We start from the raw sequence: 17,360 nt of genomic DNA, 5'->3' as shown, positions 1-17,360 counted from the left end.
AATAGGTGGTGATGACTGTAGCTTAATTATAAATAGTTAGTGTTTCTCTTGGAGAGACACTAACTTTCTGATTTTGTAGCGCGATCGCTTCTCAAAAGTTGTATAGTTGAGCAAATGCTTGACACAACGAAAGTGTGAAAGTGTGGGAGTTAGCGGCAAAGCAAAGCGATCGCAAACCAGCAGTAAATATTCTTTGCTAACGCTGTACTCCCACAAACAGCGCTTCCGGCTCTGCGTCTGAATCTGCAAGAAAATTCCGCCTTTCGACACTTGCCTCATTATCTATGATTCCGTAGCAGTAAGGTAAAAGCAGGTTGTCTCACATATCTTTATTAATCAGCCTGTTGCTAAAGTCCTTTTGGAAAAGGATCAGCCTTATTTAATATTGTGGCGAAATAATCTTGACGGCGATGCCTCAATTAAGTTGTACGATGGGAACAAACTTATCCAAAACATTTCTTCCCGTACCGCTAGCCATGAGGCTTATGAGTGAACACCACCTATTCTCTTAAAAAAAGGTTATTTTGTTCGCATTTATAGCTGGAGAAACTCAAATATTTTTGGGTAGTTGCAATTGTAATAGAGATAGGTGTTGTTAGTGGTACAGAATGAAAAATGAAATGGATAACTGGCTAAGCACAAACCTCTCAACAAGGTTGATGGTGTTGCAGTGGTTGCAATTGTTATCGTTTCTCACAGTAAACAACTAGCTTTGGGAGTGCGGGAACTCGCCGCGCAAATGGTTCAAGGCAGAATTCCTCTTGCGGTTGCAGCAGGTATTGAAGATCCCGAAAATCCACTGGGTACAGATCCTATCCAGGTTTATGAAGCGATCGCCTCTGTTTTCAGTGATGATGGTGTCCTGGTTTTAATGGATTTGGGCAGTGCTTTGATGAGTGCAGAAATGGCGTTGGAGTTTTTGCCAGAAGCACAGCGGCAGAAAGTGTATCTGTGTGAAGCACCCTTGGTAGAAGGCGCGATCGCTGCTGTCGTTGCGGCTGCTGCTGGTAGAGACATTCAGCAAGTTATTGCCGAAGCACGAGGCGCACTAGTAGCAAAAGCGACTCAATTGGGTGTAACCATTATCCCGCCATCAGTTGTTAGTAGTGATAACCAAGCAACAACGAATGCAGAGTTCCCAACAAAAGAAATCCAGCTGATTGTTAGCAATATATTAGGATTACACGCCCGTCCCGCATCTCAGTTTGTGGCAACCGCAGCCCGGTTTGAATCCCAAATTCGAGTACAAAACTTAACTAGAAATACTGAGCTAATTCGAGGCGACAGTATTAATCAAGTCACAACTTTAGGTGTGCGTCAAGGACACGAGTTGTTGATTACCGCTACTGGCCCTGATGCAGATAAGGCGTTGGCGGCATTGCAAGCATTATTTGCCACCAACTTTGGTGAAGATAATACTACTCTGAATTCTCCACCAGTATTTCAGCACGAAATTACCCCACCAACTCCCGGCGAACTTTTGGGGATCGCAGCTTCTCCAGGAGTGGCGATCGCTCCCGTTGTTCATTATCAACCCACTCCGATTACCATTACGCAATACCACGTAGAAGATGCTGAGGCGGAGTGGCAACGGTTACAAACAGCAATTCACACTGCCCAACATGAAATTCAAGCAGTGTTCTCACAAGCATCTATTCAAATTGGTGACACTGAAGCGGCTATCTTTGATGCCCATCTCTTGTTTTTAGAAGATCCAGTATTGTTAGAAGCGGCTCATCAACACATCTTAGAACACCATCTAAATGCTGAAGCGGCTTGGCAAGCCGTAGTCGATGAGGTGGCAACTTCCTATCACACACTTGAAGATTCTTACCTCCAAGAGCGAGTTGACGATGTTGTAGATGTCGGGCAAAGGGTGCTGCGATTATTAGTTGGGAATGCCCCTACAGGACTGAATCTCTCCGAACCAGCGATTTTGGTGGCAACTGATTTGACTCCTTCGGACACCGCTGGGCTAGATCCAACAAAAGTGCTGGGCATTTGTACTACTTCTGGAAGTGCCACTTCCCACAGTGCAATCATCGCCCGGACGTTAGGTATTCCCGCAGTTTTGGGGATAGATGCGGAGGTGTTGCACCTGGAAGATGGTACACTCATGGCGCTCGATGGTGAGAGTGGCAAAGCATGGGTAGAGCCAGAACCAGATACTTTAGGTGTGCTGGAGGCAAAGCGAGAAGCGTGGCAAACTTCCCAACAGCAAGCATTAGCCACAGCGCATCAACCAGCAATTACCCGTGATGGGCAGCAAGTTCGTATTTTCGCCAATATTGGTAGCGTAGCTGATGCTCAGGTGGCTTTAGCTGGGGGGGCAGAGGGTGTGGGGCTGCTTCGCACCGAATTTCTATATTTTGATAGGCCAAGCGCTCCCACCGAAGCTGAGCAACTTGCAGTTTATCAGGTGATCGCTCAAACTTTAGATACCCGTCCGTTGATTATTCGTACCTTAGATGTAGGTGGTGACAAGCCACTTTCTTACCTCAACGTAGCACCGGAAGCCAATCCTTTCTTAGGCTGGCGCGGAATTCGCTATTGTCTAGATCATCCAGATTTGTTCAAAACTCAGTTACGGGCAATTTTGCGAGCCAGCTTTGGACACCAAATTAAGATCATGTTGCCGATGATTGCGACTTTGGCAGAAGTATATGCAGCTAAGGCAATTCTGCGTGAAGTAAAAGCTGAACTTTACCAAGTTGGTATCCCCTTCGATGAAGCGATGGAAGTCGGTATTATGGTAGAGGTTCCGTCAGCAGTAGTACTCGCTGATCAATTGGCAACAGAAGTGGACTTTTTTAGTATTGGTACTAATGACCTCAGCCAGTATATTATGGCTGGCGATCGCACTAACCCACGAGTGGCAAATTTGGTTGATCCATTACATCCGGCTGTGTTGCGGATGGTGCAACAAACTGTCCAAGCGGCCCATGCAGCTGGGATTTGGGTGGGGTTATGTGGCGAGTTGGCCGCAGATCCTTTAGCAGCACCGATTTTATTAGGGTTAGGGCTAGATGAGTTGAGTGTAAATCCCCAAGCTATACCTATAATTAAGCAGGCGATCGCTCAGTTAACTGTAGTTGAAGCTCAGGCGATCGCAGCATCAGCATTGCAACAAGATTCTGCAACCAGTGTCAGAGAGATAATCTTGGCACTATCTGCCAAATTTTGATGGTTTTATCAGCACTCCCACTAGCAAAGAACTTACCATCTGGACTCAATGCAACAGAATTTACTGTCCCGGAATGTCCAGTCAGGGTTTGCAGTAGTTCACCTGTGGAAAGACGCCAAATTTTGATGGTTTTATCAGCACTACCACTCAACAGGATTTGTCCATCAGGACTCATAACCAGGGATTTCACTTCATCTGAGTGTCCAGTTAGTGTATGCAGGACTTTACCTGTAATTAAATGCCAAATTTTGATGGTTTTGTCAGCACTACCGCTTAAAAGTAGTTGTCCATCGGGACTCATAACTAAAGATTTTACTTCACCGTCGTGACTATTGAGCGTGCGTAGGGGATCGCCTGTACTTGGATTCCACAACCTAATTTTATTGTCAGAACTACCACTGGCAAGGATTGTACCATCAGGGCTAATAGCGATCGCCTGAACGGCGGATGAATGCCAAAGGGTACAAATGCGATCGCCTTTGTGCAGATTCCAAATCTTAATTTTATTACTGCCACTGGCGAGAATCTGCCCATCTGGGCTGATTACTACAATGTTTACTGGCTTTTGATGTCCCAAAAGTGTGTGGAGGAGTTTGCCAGTTTTCAGATGCCACACTTTCACATTACTTTTAGGATGTTCGCAACTGCCAACAGCGAGAAAATTTCCATCGGGACTAATTGCTACGGATGAAACTTCTCCTAAATTCTCTGTGATGGTGCGGAGTAATTTGCCAGTTTTCAGATTGCATACATTGATGATTTTATCTACACACCCACTCACTAAAATCTCGCCATCAGGACTAATGGCAACAGATGTAACTTTGCTTGAATGTTTGAGCAGGGTGTAGCTAGGATCAGTAGATTCCAGAGGGTGTTTGTGTTTGAGATTGGCGATCGCATCCAAAAGTTTTTCAGCATCAAGAATACTTTGGCGATCGCCCACTGTCATAAAGTATTCTCTTAGCTTTTGCACATATTCCTCATCTTCTATCCTGATGAGTGAGTGCATTGCCTCTAAGAGGTTACTAAATTCTTGTGGTGATTGACGTAGTTCCAACCATGTGCTTATAGAGTAATCAACCTGTTCCTGCGCCCAAGAGCGATCGGGTAAATGAGATAAACTTTGAGCTAATTGCAAAGCCAACTCTGGAACCCAGTAACGTCGTTCTTTTTCTAAAGCTTGGTAGACTTGCTTATAACCGATAATAATTGCTTGCACTGATTGTAAATCAAGAGCATTTTGAAGCAAACTCGGCAGCAATTCTGGTAGTAAGGGAGGTACATCATAATGAACTAAGTGATAAACATCTGCTACCCAAGCAGCAACCAGAAAGTGACAGGTAGTTAACACATGACAAAGTTTTTCAAAATCTTGATGATTAATTTGGTATTGCAAAGATAACTTACTAATATCAATCCCCTGAGCCTTCCATTTTTCTGCCTTTTCCAAAAGTGCCAAATTAAATACATTATCTCTACCCAATTGGTTAATTTCTTCTAAATTTGCTCCTTGTGTTAGCAGTTCATCTCTAATTTTTTTCCACTCTAAAGCGCGATTTTTTGCAGACTCCTGAACAATTTCTCTATGAGATAATCGAGCAATTGTTTTGTAGTAATAGTTTTCTTGTCCCAATCCCCAATAAGCAATACGGAAATTTAGATAATCTCCATCATTTTCCGACTCCAAAATTAAAATTGGCTCTGTTTTTAAGATGCCAAACAGAGCCTTAATGCTAGATTCACTATGAAAACGTTTGCTATCCCAGGCTCCTGCTAAAAATTCTGTCGGTCTAATTGGACTATGGAGAGAGTAATGCTTGTTGATAAATTTTCGTAAACCTTCAGCTAACATTAGCTCGATTTCTGGTATTCCATCATTCCTATGATCAAATTGGTCAAACTTAACTTGCGGAGGAGCAAGAAAAATTTTGAGTGGTTTACGTTCATTGCTCGTGTGATCTAGAATTTGTGAAGGATATAATCTCAAGGGCCAGCTATCAAGAATTTTATTAACTTCTGGTAGCTTTAGAGTTGTATTTTTCTCTTGTTCGGCTATTTGTATTTGTGTCTCACGTTGGTAAATGGCTAATTGCTGTTGCAAGAGTTTTTGTTGTTCAAATCTGGCCACAGAACTATTTAGCTGATTTGAAATATTTCCGAATTCGAGGAATTCTTGAGTTTTTTTTGGAAGTGGGTAATTAGTTATAGCTATTTCTTCCGTTCGCTTTTGTATTAGAGTTACAATTACAGGTGCAAACTCTAGCACTAGTTGAATGAGTAATTTTAATCCTTGCTCCATAAGGAGATGCCTGTTAAACAAATAAAATTAATAGAGTCGGCAAAAGTATGCATTACGTCATGAGAAATTTGCGCTTTGATCACTCTTGCTATGCTCCTATTAAAAGATTAGCAGAGCAATTAGAATCTTATTCCTAGTTGTCCGTTGAGTCCTCGCACAGAATTGTAACCAGCACCTACAAAAAAGCGATCAGTAGCGCCTACTTGAACCCCGCCGGAAACCGCAACACCTTTATCTTCTGAATAATATCCAACTCCTATATAAGGTGAAATCACTGGTAAACTCAGAAATTTCAGAACATCTACGCCAGTAGCGCCATCAGGCCCACTTCCTAACTCAACTCCCAAATTTAATGCTCTAGCTCCCACAGCAAAGGTTGTATCACCATCTTTTCCACCAATTGAAACCCAAGGCTGTGGTATGAGTTGAGCAGATGCTTGACTTGGGGCAAATAAAGTTAAAAAGCCTAGTGATGTAATAAGTGTTTTGGTAATAACTGCTCGCTTCATAGTTTTTTCCTACATTAATTGTCACATTTTAATCGTTTTATCAGAATTATCCCTAGTTAACAGAAGGGCTGTTAACTAGGGTTTTCCCATAATGACTAATAGTGACGCATTAAATTTCCCTTGAGTGCCCTGTGAGTATGAGCATTATTTTTATCTTTCATCAAAATTACATTTCAGCGCTGAAAATACTTAGCTAACTTTCTGATGATTAACTACAGGATTAATAGCAACGCTCAATATACTTTTTGATAGTGTCTGTAACATTGGCGATCGCCTGCAATACTCCAATGAAAAACTTCTGATTACATCCTCTCCAGTACTTGAATTCCTAGCAAAGATAGTCCTAGCTTTAAGGTTCTAGCTGTCAAATCACACAAAACTAAGCGGGATGTCCGCAGTGGTTCTTCCGCCTCTAGCACGCGAACCCCCTGATTGCGGTCATAAAACTGATTAAACTTTTTACTCAGTTCGTACAAATACTCACATAACCGATTCGGCAGCAAATCTTGCTCTACGATACTAATAACTTCACCTAGCTGAAGTAAGTATTTTGCTAAGGCTAATTCTGTTTCATGCTGCAATATGACTTTGGCGTTTTCTTGCAACTCTTCAAAGTTGATACCACCTTTGCGGCTAATACCCTGAATCCGCGCGTAAGCATACAGCATATAAGGTGCAGTATTGCCTTTAAGATCTAACATTTTGTCGTAGCTGAAAATGTAGTTGCTGGTGCGATTTTGGCTTAAGTCTGCATATTTAACCGCACTGATCCCAACTACCTCAGCAACTTTATTAATAAATTCTTCAGTTTCTTCGCGTTCTTCTTGTTTTAATCTGATTTCTAAGTCTGCATGAGCACGAGCGATCGCTTCATCTAACAAATCCCGTAACCGCACCGTATCCCCGGAACGAGTCTTGAATTTCTTACCATCTTCCCCTAATACTAAACCAAAGGCAACATGAACTAGTTCCACATCATCAGGAATCCATCCTGCTTTGCGTGCTACTTGGATAAATTGGGTAAAGTGATTAGCTTGTCCTGCATCAGTTACATAAATTATGCGCTTTGCTTCATCTTGTTGAATTCGGTATCGTAAAGATGCTAAATCAGTTGTAGCGTAGTTGTAGCCACCATCAGATTTTTGCACAATTAAAGGCAAAGGTTCACCTTCTCTATTGGTAAATCCTTCCAAAAAGACACACTTTGCCCCTTGGTTTTCTACTAATAACCCGGATTTTTCTAAATCTTCTACAATCCCTGGTAATAAGGGATTATAGAAAGATTCTCCACGTTCAATTACTTGGATATTAAGCAAGTCATAAATTACTTGAAACTCCCGCCGCGACTGTTCGCACAGTAATTTCCAAGCATGAAGTGTGTCTTCTGCACCTGCTTGTAATCTTACGACCTCTTGCCGTGCTGTATCTTGGAAAGCTGGGTCTGTATCAAATCGCTGTTTGGCTTGGCGATAAAAGCTGACTAAATCTCCGATATCTAAAGCGTCAGCGGTGGTAAGAGCTTCTGGGTAAACTTCCCGCAGGTAGGCGATTAACATCCCGAATTGAGTGCCCCAATCACCCACATGATTTAATCGTAAAACATCGTGTCCCTGAAATTCTAGAATGCGGGCTATGGAATCACCAATAATCGTGGAACGCAAGTGTCCGACGTGCATTTCTTTAGCAATATTCGGACTAGAAAAATCTACAATTTCCCGCTTTGGCATTTTCGCCGCCGGAACTCCTAGCCTAGAGTCTGCTTGAATACTTTTCAGTTGTGCTTCTAGGTATGTTGTTTTCAGTTTCAGATTGATAAATCCTGGCCCAGCGATTTCTGGTGGTTCGCAGACTTCTGATACATTTAGTTTCTCAACGATCGCCCCTGCGATCGCCCTTGGTTGCTTTCCTAACTTTTTACTTAGGGATAAAGCCACATTCGCTTGATAATCACCAAATTGAGGATTACTAGCAGGAACCAAAATTGGGTCTACTCCAGCGAAGTCAGCGCCAAAAGCAGCCACCAAAGCCTGTTCAAATTTAAGTTTTAGTTGTTCTTGTGTAGCGTTCATGTATAAATTTTATTTGCCAGAGGGATAATGTAGTTCCTGATGGTTGGGTATTCTGAAAAGCTTGATTATTTCACTCTAAAGTATCAAGGGATTTTAACAACCCCCTTGGCAAGGGGGATTATTATTAGGACTTACGCACTGAAGCCTGAAACCCCGATCCCCCCTAACCCACGCCAGTCGCTCCACTTGGGGAGACCCCAAGACCGCGCTGGCTCCCCTTAAAAAGGCTACGGTGTACACACATCTCTGTACAAAACCAAAATCGTTGTAGATCCTCCTAAATCCCCCTTAAAAAGGGGGACTTTGAGAGGTTTTTGCCCCCCTTTTGAAGGGGGGTTGGGGGGATCAAAAGCCTGTGGGGCAATTCTAAAAGACTTGTGTGTACACCGTAGCCTAAAAAAGGGGGGAACGTCTAAAGCCCCCTTCTAAGGGGGTTGGGGGATCTGAGTGCGTAAGTTCTGATTATTAATAGTGATCGCTGACACAAAATTAAAGCTTATTTGCTCCGTGGTACAGATATTGAGCGCCGCCAACACCTCACTAGAAATTCCATGTAAATACGAAAAGTTAAAAAAACAGCTTTCACTATCAAAAGCAAATTACCCTGGATTTTAGGGCTGTCAAGAGGTGTTGTTATGACTACCCATGTACCCGCAAATCCTTCTCAAAAATCAAGCATTAACCCTGCCCATGACATTGTAGACGTAGAAACTACAGATTGTTGCGTCGTTGGTGGGGGGCCAGCAGGAGCAGTTTTATCCTTGCTATTAGCGCGTCAAGGTATTTCGGTAATGTTGCTAGAAACTCACAAAGACTTTGATCGTGACTTTCGGGGTGACACAATTCACCCATCGGTGATGGAAATTATGGAGGAAATGGGCTTGAGCGATCGCTTGCTACAACTACCCCATGCCAAGATGCACCGCATTAGGGTTCAGACTCCTCAAGATACTGTTACATTAGCAGATTTTAGTCACCTGAAAACTCACTACCCCTACATTACAATGCTTCCTCAAGTAAAATTCTTGGAGTTTATCACCCAAGAAGCCCAGAAATATCCAAATTTTCGGTTAGTGATGGGTGCGAATGTACAGGAACTAGTTACAGAAAATGGTGTGGTTCAAGGTGTTCGCTATCGAGGAGGAGGTTGGCACGAAGTACGTGCGCTACTTACAGTTGGTGCAGATGGACGCCACTCACGTTTAAGGCAACTGGGTGGTTTTGAGTCAATTGAAACTTCACCGTCGATGGATGTTCTGTGGTTCCGTCTACCCCGAAAATCAGAAGACCCAGAGGGGGGAGTAGGGCGTTTTGCTCAAGGACACATCGTAGCAATGCTTAATCGTGGCGACGAGTGGCAACTTGCCTATGTTATCCCCAAAGGTGGTTATCAACAGCTGCGCTCTGCTGGTTTAGAGGAATTAAAAAAATCTGTTGTCGAAGTTATACCAGAATTCAATGAGCGCATCCAAAATTTACAAGATTGGTCACAGGTAGCCTTTCTTTCTGTGGAATCCAGTCGCGTTAAGCGTTGGTATCTTCCAGGGCTGCTACTCATCGGTGACGCTGCTCATGTCATGTCTCCTGTGGGTGGAGTTGGCATTAACTATGCGATTCAAGACGCTGTTGTCGCAGCAAATGTACTCAGCAAACCACTCAAGAACCGACAAGTAAAACTCAGTGATTTAGCAAAAGTGCAGCGTCAACGCGAGTTGCCCACACGCATCATTCAGGCATTTCAGACCTTTGTCCAGAAGCAAATATTCGCCCCGATTCTCACCTCAAATCGCAACTTTCAGCCATCTATTTTGTTGCGCTTGCCCATCTTGCGCGACCTACCCGCACGGTTGATTGCTTTGGGTGTTTTTCCAGTTCATGTCCAAACTTAACTGATGTCGAGTATTTTTTCTGTCTAATAGTGGTACAATTATACTAGTTCGTGCAGAATTCAATGCTCATCTTAGTCAAGCGAAAGTAGAGAGCAGCATCTTAAATGCTGTTCAAAGCGATCGCTTGGCTTTTATGCTAGAACTAACTCTAATAAAGAGCTCATATAGAAAATTGATTGCGAAAATATTAAAATCCCCTCTTTCTCACACTTTTTTACTCAGCACTTTTGACAGTCAGGAGAAATTTTAATGAACAGCTGCGTTTTGATGGCGGAAATTATTCAAGAACCGCAACTTCGCTATACAGCGGATAACTTGGGAGTCACGGAGATGCTGGTGCAGTTTCCGAATTCCCAGCGCACAGAAGACCAACTAGCCACTCTGAAAGTTGTCGGCTGGGGAAATTTAGCAATAGAAATACAGCAAAATTACCATCAAGGCGATCGCGTTATCCTGGTAGGACGTTTGAGTATGAATACTATTGATCGTCCAGAAGGGTTTAAAGAAAAACGCGCTGAATTGACAGTACAACAAATTCAATCTGTAGGTGGTAGTTTCAGTACTGATCCATCGTCCTCAGCAAGCATAACTCCATCATTTACAGAAACTTCCTTGCGGCAACCGTCCTCAGAGGTGTCTTCTCCAGCCGCAGTTCCCAGCTATGAGTCACCACGTCCTGTCACTACTCCAGCTACAAGTAATGTTGGCGTCGCCCAAGTAACAAAGTCAGAACCCATATTCCAGCCCACAAATTACGAGCGAACCACCTATCAACCAGAGAAGGAGGAAGACCCTAATCAGGACGATATTCCGTTTTAAAGTTTGTAGTTTAGCATGTATTCAATTTGTTAACCATACTTAGCTGAAAGCATTACAATTAGACAATTTCCACAAGTAGCCATCCTTAAGGATGTGCTATTTTTTTTGTTCGCGATCGGTTACTTAACTATTCAAGAAATTAAGAATAGAGGAAGGTATACTTTTTTTGATAAGCTTTTGTAACACTTCATGTTAAATGAATATACTGACTCATTGCTAGGAATATCGACATTACCCTTTGTAAAACAAAGTAGTGCAGTCACCCATCGCGCACTTTTTAAGTGTTTTACTTCTGTTGCTTGACCTTTGACTTTGCCGATCAAATCGCTTTCCTTAAAATCAAAGGTATTTCTGCCATAGCGTTTACGCAGACGACCATTTTCATAAACTTTAGTACCGCTGTGGGATTTGACACGACATGATTATGATTGTGGTTAAGGTGTAAGCAGCGAAAAAACTGCCAAGGAGTACAAAAGCCAAATTTATCCATGTAGCATTAAAAGTACTGTTAAAATCCTAATAATTTTCAGACAAAATTCATACCCAACTCCTATGAGAGAAACTGTCCTAGAGGTTCGCAATCTACAAGTTGACTTTTCCAGTGATGGCAACATCGCCAAAGCCGTAGATGGTATTTCATTTCAGCTACATCGAGGTGAAACTCTAGGAATAGTAGGAGAATCGGGAAGCGGTAAATCAGTGACAGCTCTAGCTGTAATGGGTTTGTTGCAGAGTCCTGGTAGAATTACTGGCGGTGAAATCTGGTTTCGTACTCAGGAGAATGCCAATCCCATAGATTTGGTGAAATTGCCTCCTGAACAAATGCAGTTACACCGGGGTGGCGACATCGCCATGATTTTTCAAGAACCGATGAGTTCGCTCAATCCAGTTTATGATATCGGGTTTCAGCTAACAGAAGCGATTATGCGGCATCAGAATGTATCAGCCGCCCAAGCCAGACAAATTGCGATCGCGGGTCTGCAAGAAGTAAAATTACTGCCTAGCGATGAACAGATCCAGCTGCAGTATATCGAAACCTGGAATCAAACCAACTCAAATTCATCTAAACCAGATGCGCCAAAATTGGCCCAGTTGGTGAAGGAACACAAAGAAGCAATGCTGAAACGCTACCCCCATGAACTCTCTGGGGGACAGTTGCAACGGGTAATGATTGCAATGGCCATTTCCTGCAATCCATTACTATTAATTGCTGATGAACCAACCACAGCCTTGGATGTAACTGTGCAAGCGACAATTCTAGAATTGATGCGAGAATTGCAGCAAAGCCGTGACATGGCAATGATTTTCATCACTCACGACTTGGGACTAATTTCAGAAATCGCTGACGAAGTAGCAGTGATGTATAGAGGTAAGGTTGTAGAATACGATACTGCACAGCAAATTTTTAGTAATCCCCAGCATCCATATACTAAAGGTTTAGTAGCTTGCCGTCCCACACTCAACCGCCGTCCCCAAAAACTACTCACCGTTTCTGACTACATGAGTGCAGAGGAGACAGCAACGGGACAGTTAGTAATTCAGGCAAAAGAACCCCCACAACCTCCAGAAGTTTCCAATGAAGAAATTTCTGCAAGATTGGCGAATCTCAGCGAACAGCAACCGCTATTGCAAATCCACAACCTCAAGGTTGGTTTCCCGGTGCGCGGGGTATTTGGTGGTACAAAACGCTACAACATGGCAGTTAATGGCGTTTCCTTTGATGTCAAACCAGGGGAAACATTAGGATTGGTAGGAGAATCTGGTTGTGGCAAAACCACACTCGGCAGAACCTTGCTGCGATTAATTGAACCGATGAGTGGTCAGATTATCTTTGAGAAGCAAGATATTACTACCCTCAAAGGAGAAACGTTGCAGAAATTGCGGCGGGAAATGCAAATAGTTTTTCAAAATCCCTTTAGTTCGCTTGACCCACGCATGAAGATTGGGGATGCAGTAATGGAACCGTTGTTAATTCATGCTGTTGGTAAGACAAAGCGACAACGACAAGAACGCGTGGCAGAACTTTTAGAACGAGTGGGGTTGAGTGCAGATGCGATTAAGCGCTATCCTCATCAATTTTCTGGTGGTCAACGCCAGCGGATTTGTATTGCCCGTTCCTTGGCTTTAAATCCCAAATTTATTATCTGTGATGAATCAGTTTCAGCATTGGATGTTTCAGTACAGGCGCAAGTATTGAATTTGCTCAAAGAATTACAGAAAGATTTTCAGCTAACGTATATCTTCATTTCTCACGATCTTAGCGTGGTTAAATTTATGAGCGATCGCATTTTAGTAATGAATCGCGGTCAAATTGTCGAACAAGGCACAGCCGAAAGTATCTACCTGGAACCCAAAGAGGAATACACGCAAAAATTAATTGCTGCGATTCCTACTGGTAGTGCCGAGCGCGTGCGAAATCATCATCAACGGGCGTTATAAAAAGAATGGAATTTTTGTGAAACTCGATGGAGTAGATTCATCCCATCATGCCTAATTTCCATTGATAGAATACTTAACATAACGAGCGTTGTCCATCCGTTGCACTCAACTACAGATGTAGTGTATGACTAATACAATAATATTTAGTGTCAGACATTTGGGAGAACAAGTTTTGACAACTATTACCGATATTGGCACACTGATTAACCATAATCCTGAAATACATGGTGATTGTCCCATTATTTCTGGTACAGAGGTGACAGTCAGGCGTATAGCCATTTGGTATAAACAAGGTTACAGCGCAGAAGAAATTGCAGATCAAATTAGTCATCTGAACCTTAACCCAAGTTTATGCAGCTCTAGCTTATTACCATGTTAACCGCGACAAAGTTGATGCTGACATTGCAGCAGAAGCAGATGAGGCTGAAAGATTAGAGAAACTGCATAAAATTCAAAAGCTCTTATGAGCCGAATTCGCTTGTATATGGACGAGGATTCTACGGCACGTTCTTTAGTTCTAGCTCGACAAAATCGTGGTGTAGACGTGATAACAAGTCTAATTTTGAATAGCTCAACTGCCATAAGACAAAAATGCAAACTCTGATTTAATATTCCAGCGCCTACCGTCGTGGATTAACAGTGTTAACTTCTCAGCCGTAAACTCAAAATATAACTGACGATTTTCAAACTCTGGCCAAGCAGCTTTAAAGTTCTGCTTTGTTAAGTCTCGAAATGCAACTGTCATGTGGGGCGCAAAAGGACGGGTTTTACCAACTTCGTCAACAATTCCTAAGTTGCTTTCTGCATAAGCCATTAAATCAGCTTGCAAGGTCAAAAGTGCTTGACTCCTGTCTACATTAATGTATATGACGCGAGGCGCAAAAGCACTAAACCCATTAAGTGTAACTGGTATTGACTTTTGTCCACTAGCAAACTGCCTCAGACATGCTTTTAGCAATGGCAATTTATCATCTGCCCATTCAAAAGGTGGTTGCAGGGTAATATGAGGCGGAGACTTTTGCGCTCCCTTACTGGCATACTGTTCAGCAAAGTATTGCTTAATCTGGTTGGCGTAGTCTTGAATATCCTGGGTTGGTAGGAGGGCGATGAAAAAACGGCTCATTTATATTAGAGGAGCAGAGGGGGAATAAATACTAGACGCTGGATTTCAAGAACTCATTCGTAAACCTCTTGATTCAGATAAGTTAATTGCAGCGCTAATAAAGCTTACAGTTAGGGATAACTAAACCTGGATTGAAATTTATCAAATAAATAGTTAAATATCACGCACATGACTAGCTTTACAGATTTGCTGGACGAACTGAGATCCATTATTCTCGTTCAGAAAGATATACGCGCTGCGGTGATATTTTTGAACGGATTGACCGAGCATCGCTTTACGTCGTTGTATCGGTTCGATGACGAAACACTGCATAACATTTGCTTCTTCGACCGGGAGAATCCGACGCAAAAGTTAACTCAGGATATTCCAGTCATGTCTTCAATATTGCGTTTTTGTCCGTAGCAACCGCGACACATTTATGATAAACGACTCGCTTCAAGATGATCGGATTCACGGACATCCGAAGCGACAAGAAGTGAAATCATACTGCGGTGTACCACTGCTAGATGAAAATGGCAAGATGTTTGGGACGATCTGTCACTTCGACTTCCGTTCAATCTCAATAAGCAGAGCAAACGTTGAGCTGATGGAAGCGGTAGCACCATTATTAAGAAAGATCGCTTCATCTTAAACTGAAGCCTTAATGACTCCTCATTCAGCACTTTTTCAAGCCAGAAGGTAGGAGACGGGATTGAAAATACTACAACTATATTTATAATACAGTTCCCTATGAATTATGTTCACAACAGAGCATGAAAATCGCTCTTTCCAGTTCCCAATTCCCATTCCCCATTCCCCATTTGAGGTTACAAAATAAATGCCTTGGTTTGTGAAAATTGAAGAAGGCAAAGTCGATAAACCAACCTTTGACCAATACGTACCCGCCCATAAAGCTTATGTTCAGGACTTGATTACCAAAGGACACAAAGCACGAACGGGCTACTGGGCAGAGCAAAGAGGTGGCATGTTGCTGTTTGAGGCAGCCTCAAGGGATGAGGCAGAGGCAATTGTAGCTCTTGATCCATTAGTGCAAAACGGCTGTGTTGACTATCAGCTTTACGAATGGAAAATTGTATTGGAATAACATACCTCACGGATTTTTGATGTTATAGTGTTTATAGACCTGGAACTATGCGACTTCAACGCCTAAATCTTGTCAGAACCGGAAGGTAGCAGCAATACAGGATGCTTGTGGTAGGCGTAGTCTCCGGGTCGCCCTATTTTTAGGAGTGTTCAGCGGCAATGCCTGGTTTTGGAGATATTGTTCAAAAAGCTTTTTACCTCGGTGTTGGGCTGGCTTCTTATGCGGGTGAGAAGGCAGGAGGAAAACTAGCGGAACTGCGATCGCAAGTCCAAAAACTGGCAGATGAAATGGTCGCCAAGGGCGAAATGAACACAGAAGAAGCCCGCCGCTTCGTCGAAGATATGATGAAGCAAGCCCAACAAGCCCCAACATCTGGCGCAACCCCTGACAAAACAGCTCCTTCGGAACCTCGCCGCATCGAAATTTTAGAGGAAGATGAAGAACCAACTGTTAAAGAAGCATCAACCAATACCGATAATGTTGATGAGTTGCGTCGGCAAGTGATAGAAATGCAAGATGAATTAAAACGCCTACAAAGAGATCAGTAAAAAGCAATTTTTACGTTGAGCGTCAGTAGTTATCGGCACTTTGGCATGGCATCACACACAGAAACTTGATATATTTACATTGCCTAGAATGTACTTTAGTGCTTCAAGCCAGGTAGCACTGGGTATTCTATTTATAGCCAGGAAGGGCATCAAGGTTATGGAACAATGGCAAAAAGATTTAATGGAAATCGTAGAAACGGTAGCTGAAGAAGTAGAACACTTCTTTCTCGGAATGGGTGAAATGGTAGACACCCTTTTTGAGTTAACCGAAGAATTTACCGAGCAAGTACATAACACGATTGCCACTGAAGTTGACCAGTATTTACAAGATCTGGCTGAACCAATTTTAGAAGTTTATGGGGAAATAGGCGACCTGATGGCAGATGCAGACCAAGGTTTTCCTTATTCAGTTGAACCTACATTAGAACAAAATTCTGCCTGCATAGGTTGTAGTAATTATCACGGTCATGTGTATGGTGGTAACTTGTTAGTCTGCGCCATGCATCCTCATGGATGGGATGATAAGAATTGTCCAGACTGGGAGCAGGAGTAGATGAGGAGCAGGCTTCGCCTGGGAAAAGGTGAAGGGGGAAAGGGAAAAGAGTAGATAAAAGCACTGACAAATAATAAACGACAAATACTTCTCTACGGGAGGCTCCGCCAACGGCTTCTCTACGAGACGCTACGCAAACGCTTAGTACAAATGACAAATGACTAACGACAATTTGCCTAAAACTGTATCCCAACCAAGCCAAGAAATGAAGTATGGCGAACGCGAGATTGCAGAAGGAAAACTAATTACATTTCCTAATCCGCGAGTGGGAAGACGATACGATATTAATATTACTTTGCCGGAATTTACCTGTAAATGTCCGTTTTCTGGCTATCCTGACTTCGCCACGATTTACATTACCTATATTCCTGATGAGCGGGTGGTGGAATTGAAGGCGCTAAAGCTTTACATTAATAGTTACCGTGATCGCTATATTTCTCACGAAGAATCTGCCAACCAAATTCTCGATGATTTTGTTGCAGCTTGTGACCCTTTAGAAGTCACTGTGAAAGCAGATTTCACGCCTCGCGGGAATGTGCATACTGTTGTCGAGGTGCGACATCAAAAACAATAGAAGACATATTTTACAAAAGTCGAAAAATAAAAAACCACACCTCTTGAGGCATGGGAAATAGAGCATCAGGAAAAGTAAGCAGATGCCGATATCTCAAACGGCGGGACGGCTTTCCTCTTCGCTTACAAGGGGATGAGGTTTAACCCCGCTTTCTATTAAATTAGCTGGCTAATTATAGAACCCATTTGACATCTTTTACTGTATTGAAGTAAAGTTACCGCAAAAGCCGTATCCAGCAGCCATGCAGTACTCTAGCAGCCTAACAGACGA

At 42.8% G+C, this 17,360-nt stretch carries 16 protein-coding genes and 1 other RNA gene; 11 read left to right on the top strand and 6 right to left on the bottom strand.

What is annotated here, in order from left to right; translation table 11 throughout:
* Positions 1 to 36: 36 nt before the first annotated feature.
* Complete coding sequence (locus tag HCR01_RS29700; protein ID WP_193199609.1) at positions 37 to 279, bottom strand: hypothetical protein; 243 nt, start codon at positions 277 to 279, stop codon at positions 37 to 39.
* 391 nt (positions 280 to 670) lie between these two features.
* Between HCR01_RS29700 and ptsP the strand changes: the two genes are divergently transcribed.
* On the top strand, positions 671 to 3,184 hold the full coding sequence (gene ptsP / locus HCR01_RS29695; protein ID WP_193199608.1) for a phosphoenolpyruvate--protein phosphotransferase: 2,514 nt from the start codon (positions 671 to 673) through the stop codon (positions 3,182 to 3,184).
* Here the strand turns inward: ptsP and HCR01_RS29690 are convergent.
* The 3 genes from HCR01_RS29690 to argS form a co-directional block, all read right to left on the bottom strand.
* Positions 3,147 to 5,483, bottom strand: coding sequence for a WD40 repeat domain-containing protein (locus tag HCR01_RS29690; protein ID WP_193199607.1), 2,337 nt, complete (start codon positions 5,481 to 5,483; stop codon positions 3,147 to 3,149). The genes ptsP and HCR01_RS29690 overlap by 38 nt on opposite strands.
* A gap of 119 nt (positions 5,484 to 5,602) precedes the next feature.
* Positions 5,603 to 5,992: a hypothetical protein gene (locus HCR01_RS29685; RefSeq protein WP_193199606.1), complete on the bottom strand. Its 390-nt coding sequence runs from the start codon at positions 5,990 to 5,992 to the stop codon at positions 5,603 to 5,605.
* Between the two features lie 302 nt (positions 5,993 to 6,294).
* Positions 6,295 to 8,061 carry an arginine--tRNA ligase gene (gene argS, locus HCR01_RS29680; RefSeq protein WP_193199605.1) on the bottom strand — a complete coding sequence of 589 codons (1,767 nt, stop codon included), beginning with the start codon at positions 8,059 to 8,061 and terminating at the stop codon, positions 6,295 to 6,297.
* Positions 8,062 to 8,696: 635 nt separating this feature from the next.
* Here argS and HCR01_RS29675 point away from each other — a divergent pair.
* From HCR01_RS29675 to HCR01_RS29660, 4 genes are all read left to right on the top strand, one after another.
* Positions 8,697 to 9,950, top strand: a complete 1,254-nt coding sequence (locus HCR01_RS29675; protein WP_193199604.1) for an FAD-dependent oxidoreductase — start codon at positions 8,697 to 8,699, stop codon at positions 9,948 to 9,950.
* A gap of 249 nt (positions 9,951 to 10,199) precedes the next feature.
* Positions 10,200 to 10,769: a single-stranded DNA-binding protein gene (locus HCR01_RS29670; protein ID WP_193199603.1), complete on the top strand. Its 570-nt coding sequence runs from the start codon at positions 10,200 to 10,202 to the stop codon at positions 10,767 to 10,769.
* 552 nt (positions 10,770 to 11,321) lie between these two features.
* Entirely contained in the window at positions 11,322 to 13,208 is a 1,887-nt protein-coding gene (locus tag HCR01_RS29665; RefSeq protein WP_193199602.1) for an ABC transporter ATP-binding protein, read from the top strand.
* 124 nt (positions 13,209 to 13,332) lie between these two features.
* On the top strand, positions 13,333 to 13,587 hold the full coding sequence (locus HCR01_RS29660) for a DUF433 domain-containing protein (RefSeq protein ID WP_320073206.1): 255 nt from the start codon (positions 13,333 to 13,335) through the stop codon (positions 13,585 to 13,587).
* 192 nt (positions 13,588 to 13,779) lie between these two features.
* Here the strand turns inward: HCR01_RS29660 and HCR01_RS29655 are convergent, their stop codons facing one another.
* Both HCR01_RS29655 and HCR01_RS29650 read right to left on the bottom strand, forming a co-directional pair.
* Positions 13,780 to 14,331 carry a 2'-5' RNA ligase family protein gene (locus HCR01_RS29655; protein WP_193199601.1) on the bottom strand — a complete coding sequence of 184 codons (552 nt, stop codon included), beginning with the start codon at positions 14,329 to 14,331 and terminating at the stop codon, positions 13,780 to 13,782.
* A gap of 153 nt (positions 14,332 to 14,484) precedes the next feature.
* Complete coding sequence (locus HCR01_RS29650) at positions 14,485 to 14,643, bottom strand: hypothetical protein (protein ID WP_193199600.1); 159 nt, start codon at positions 14,641 to 14,643, stop codon at positions 14,485 to 14,487.
* Between the two features lie 49 nt (positions 14,644 to 14,692).
* Here HCR01_RS29650 and HCR01_RS40900 point away from each other — a divergent pair, with 49 nt between their 5' ends.
* The 6 genes from HCR01_RS40900 (at position 14,693) to queF (ending at position 17,090) form a co-directional block, all read left to right on the top strand.
* A complete protein-coding gene (locus tag HCR01_RS40900; protein WP_413773983.1) occupies positions 14,693 to 14,962 on the top strand; it encodes a GAF domain-containing protein in 270 nt (89 codons plus the stop codon).
* A 186-nt stretch (positions 14,963 to 15,148) separates the two neighbouring features.
* Positions 15,149 to 15,415, top strand: a complete 267-nt coding sequence (locus tag HCR01_RS29640) for a YciI family protein (RefSeq protein ID WP_193199598.1) — start codon at positions 15,149 to 15,151, stop codon at positions 15,413 to 15,415.
* Positions 15,416 to 15,451: 36 nt separating this feature from the next.
* Positions 15,452 to 15,548, top strand: an RNA gene (gene ffs, locus HCR01_RS29635) — signal recognition particle sRNA small type.
* Between the two features lie 25 nt (positions 15,549 to 15,573).
* A complete protein-coding gene (locus HCR01_RS29630; RefSeq protein WP_193199597.1) occupies positions 15,574 to 15,963 on the top strand; it encodes a phasin family protein in 390 nt (129 codons plus the stop codon).
* A gap of 157 nt (positions 15,964 to 16,120) precedes the next feature.
* Positions 16,121 to 16,516: a hypothetical protein gene (locus HCR01_RS29625; RefSeq protein WP_193199596.1), complete on the top strand. Its 396-nt coding sequence runs from the start codon at positions 16,121 to 16,123 to the stop codon at positions 16,514 to 16,516.
* 157 nt (positions 16,517 to 16,673) lie between these two features.
* Positions 16,674 to 17,090, top strand: a complete 417-nt coding sequence (gene queF / locus HCR01_RS29620; protein ID WP_193199595.1) for a preQ(1) synthase — start codon at positions 16,674 to 16,676, stop codon at positions 17,088 to 17,090.
* Positions 17,091 to 17,360: the final 270 nt, after the last annotated feature.

The sequence above is a fragment of the Nostoc sp. MG11 genome, assembly GCF_014904695.1.
Lineage (GTDB): Bacteria > Cyanobacteriota > Cyanobacteriia > Cyanobacteriales > Nostocaceae > Komarekiella.
This window is presented reverse-complemented; position numbering and strand designations above follow the sequence as displayed.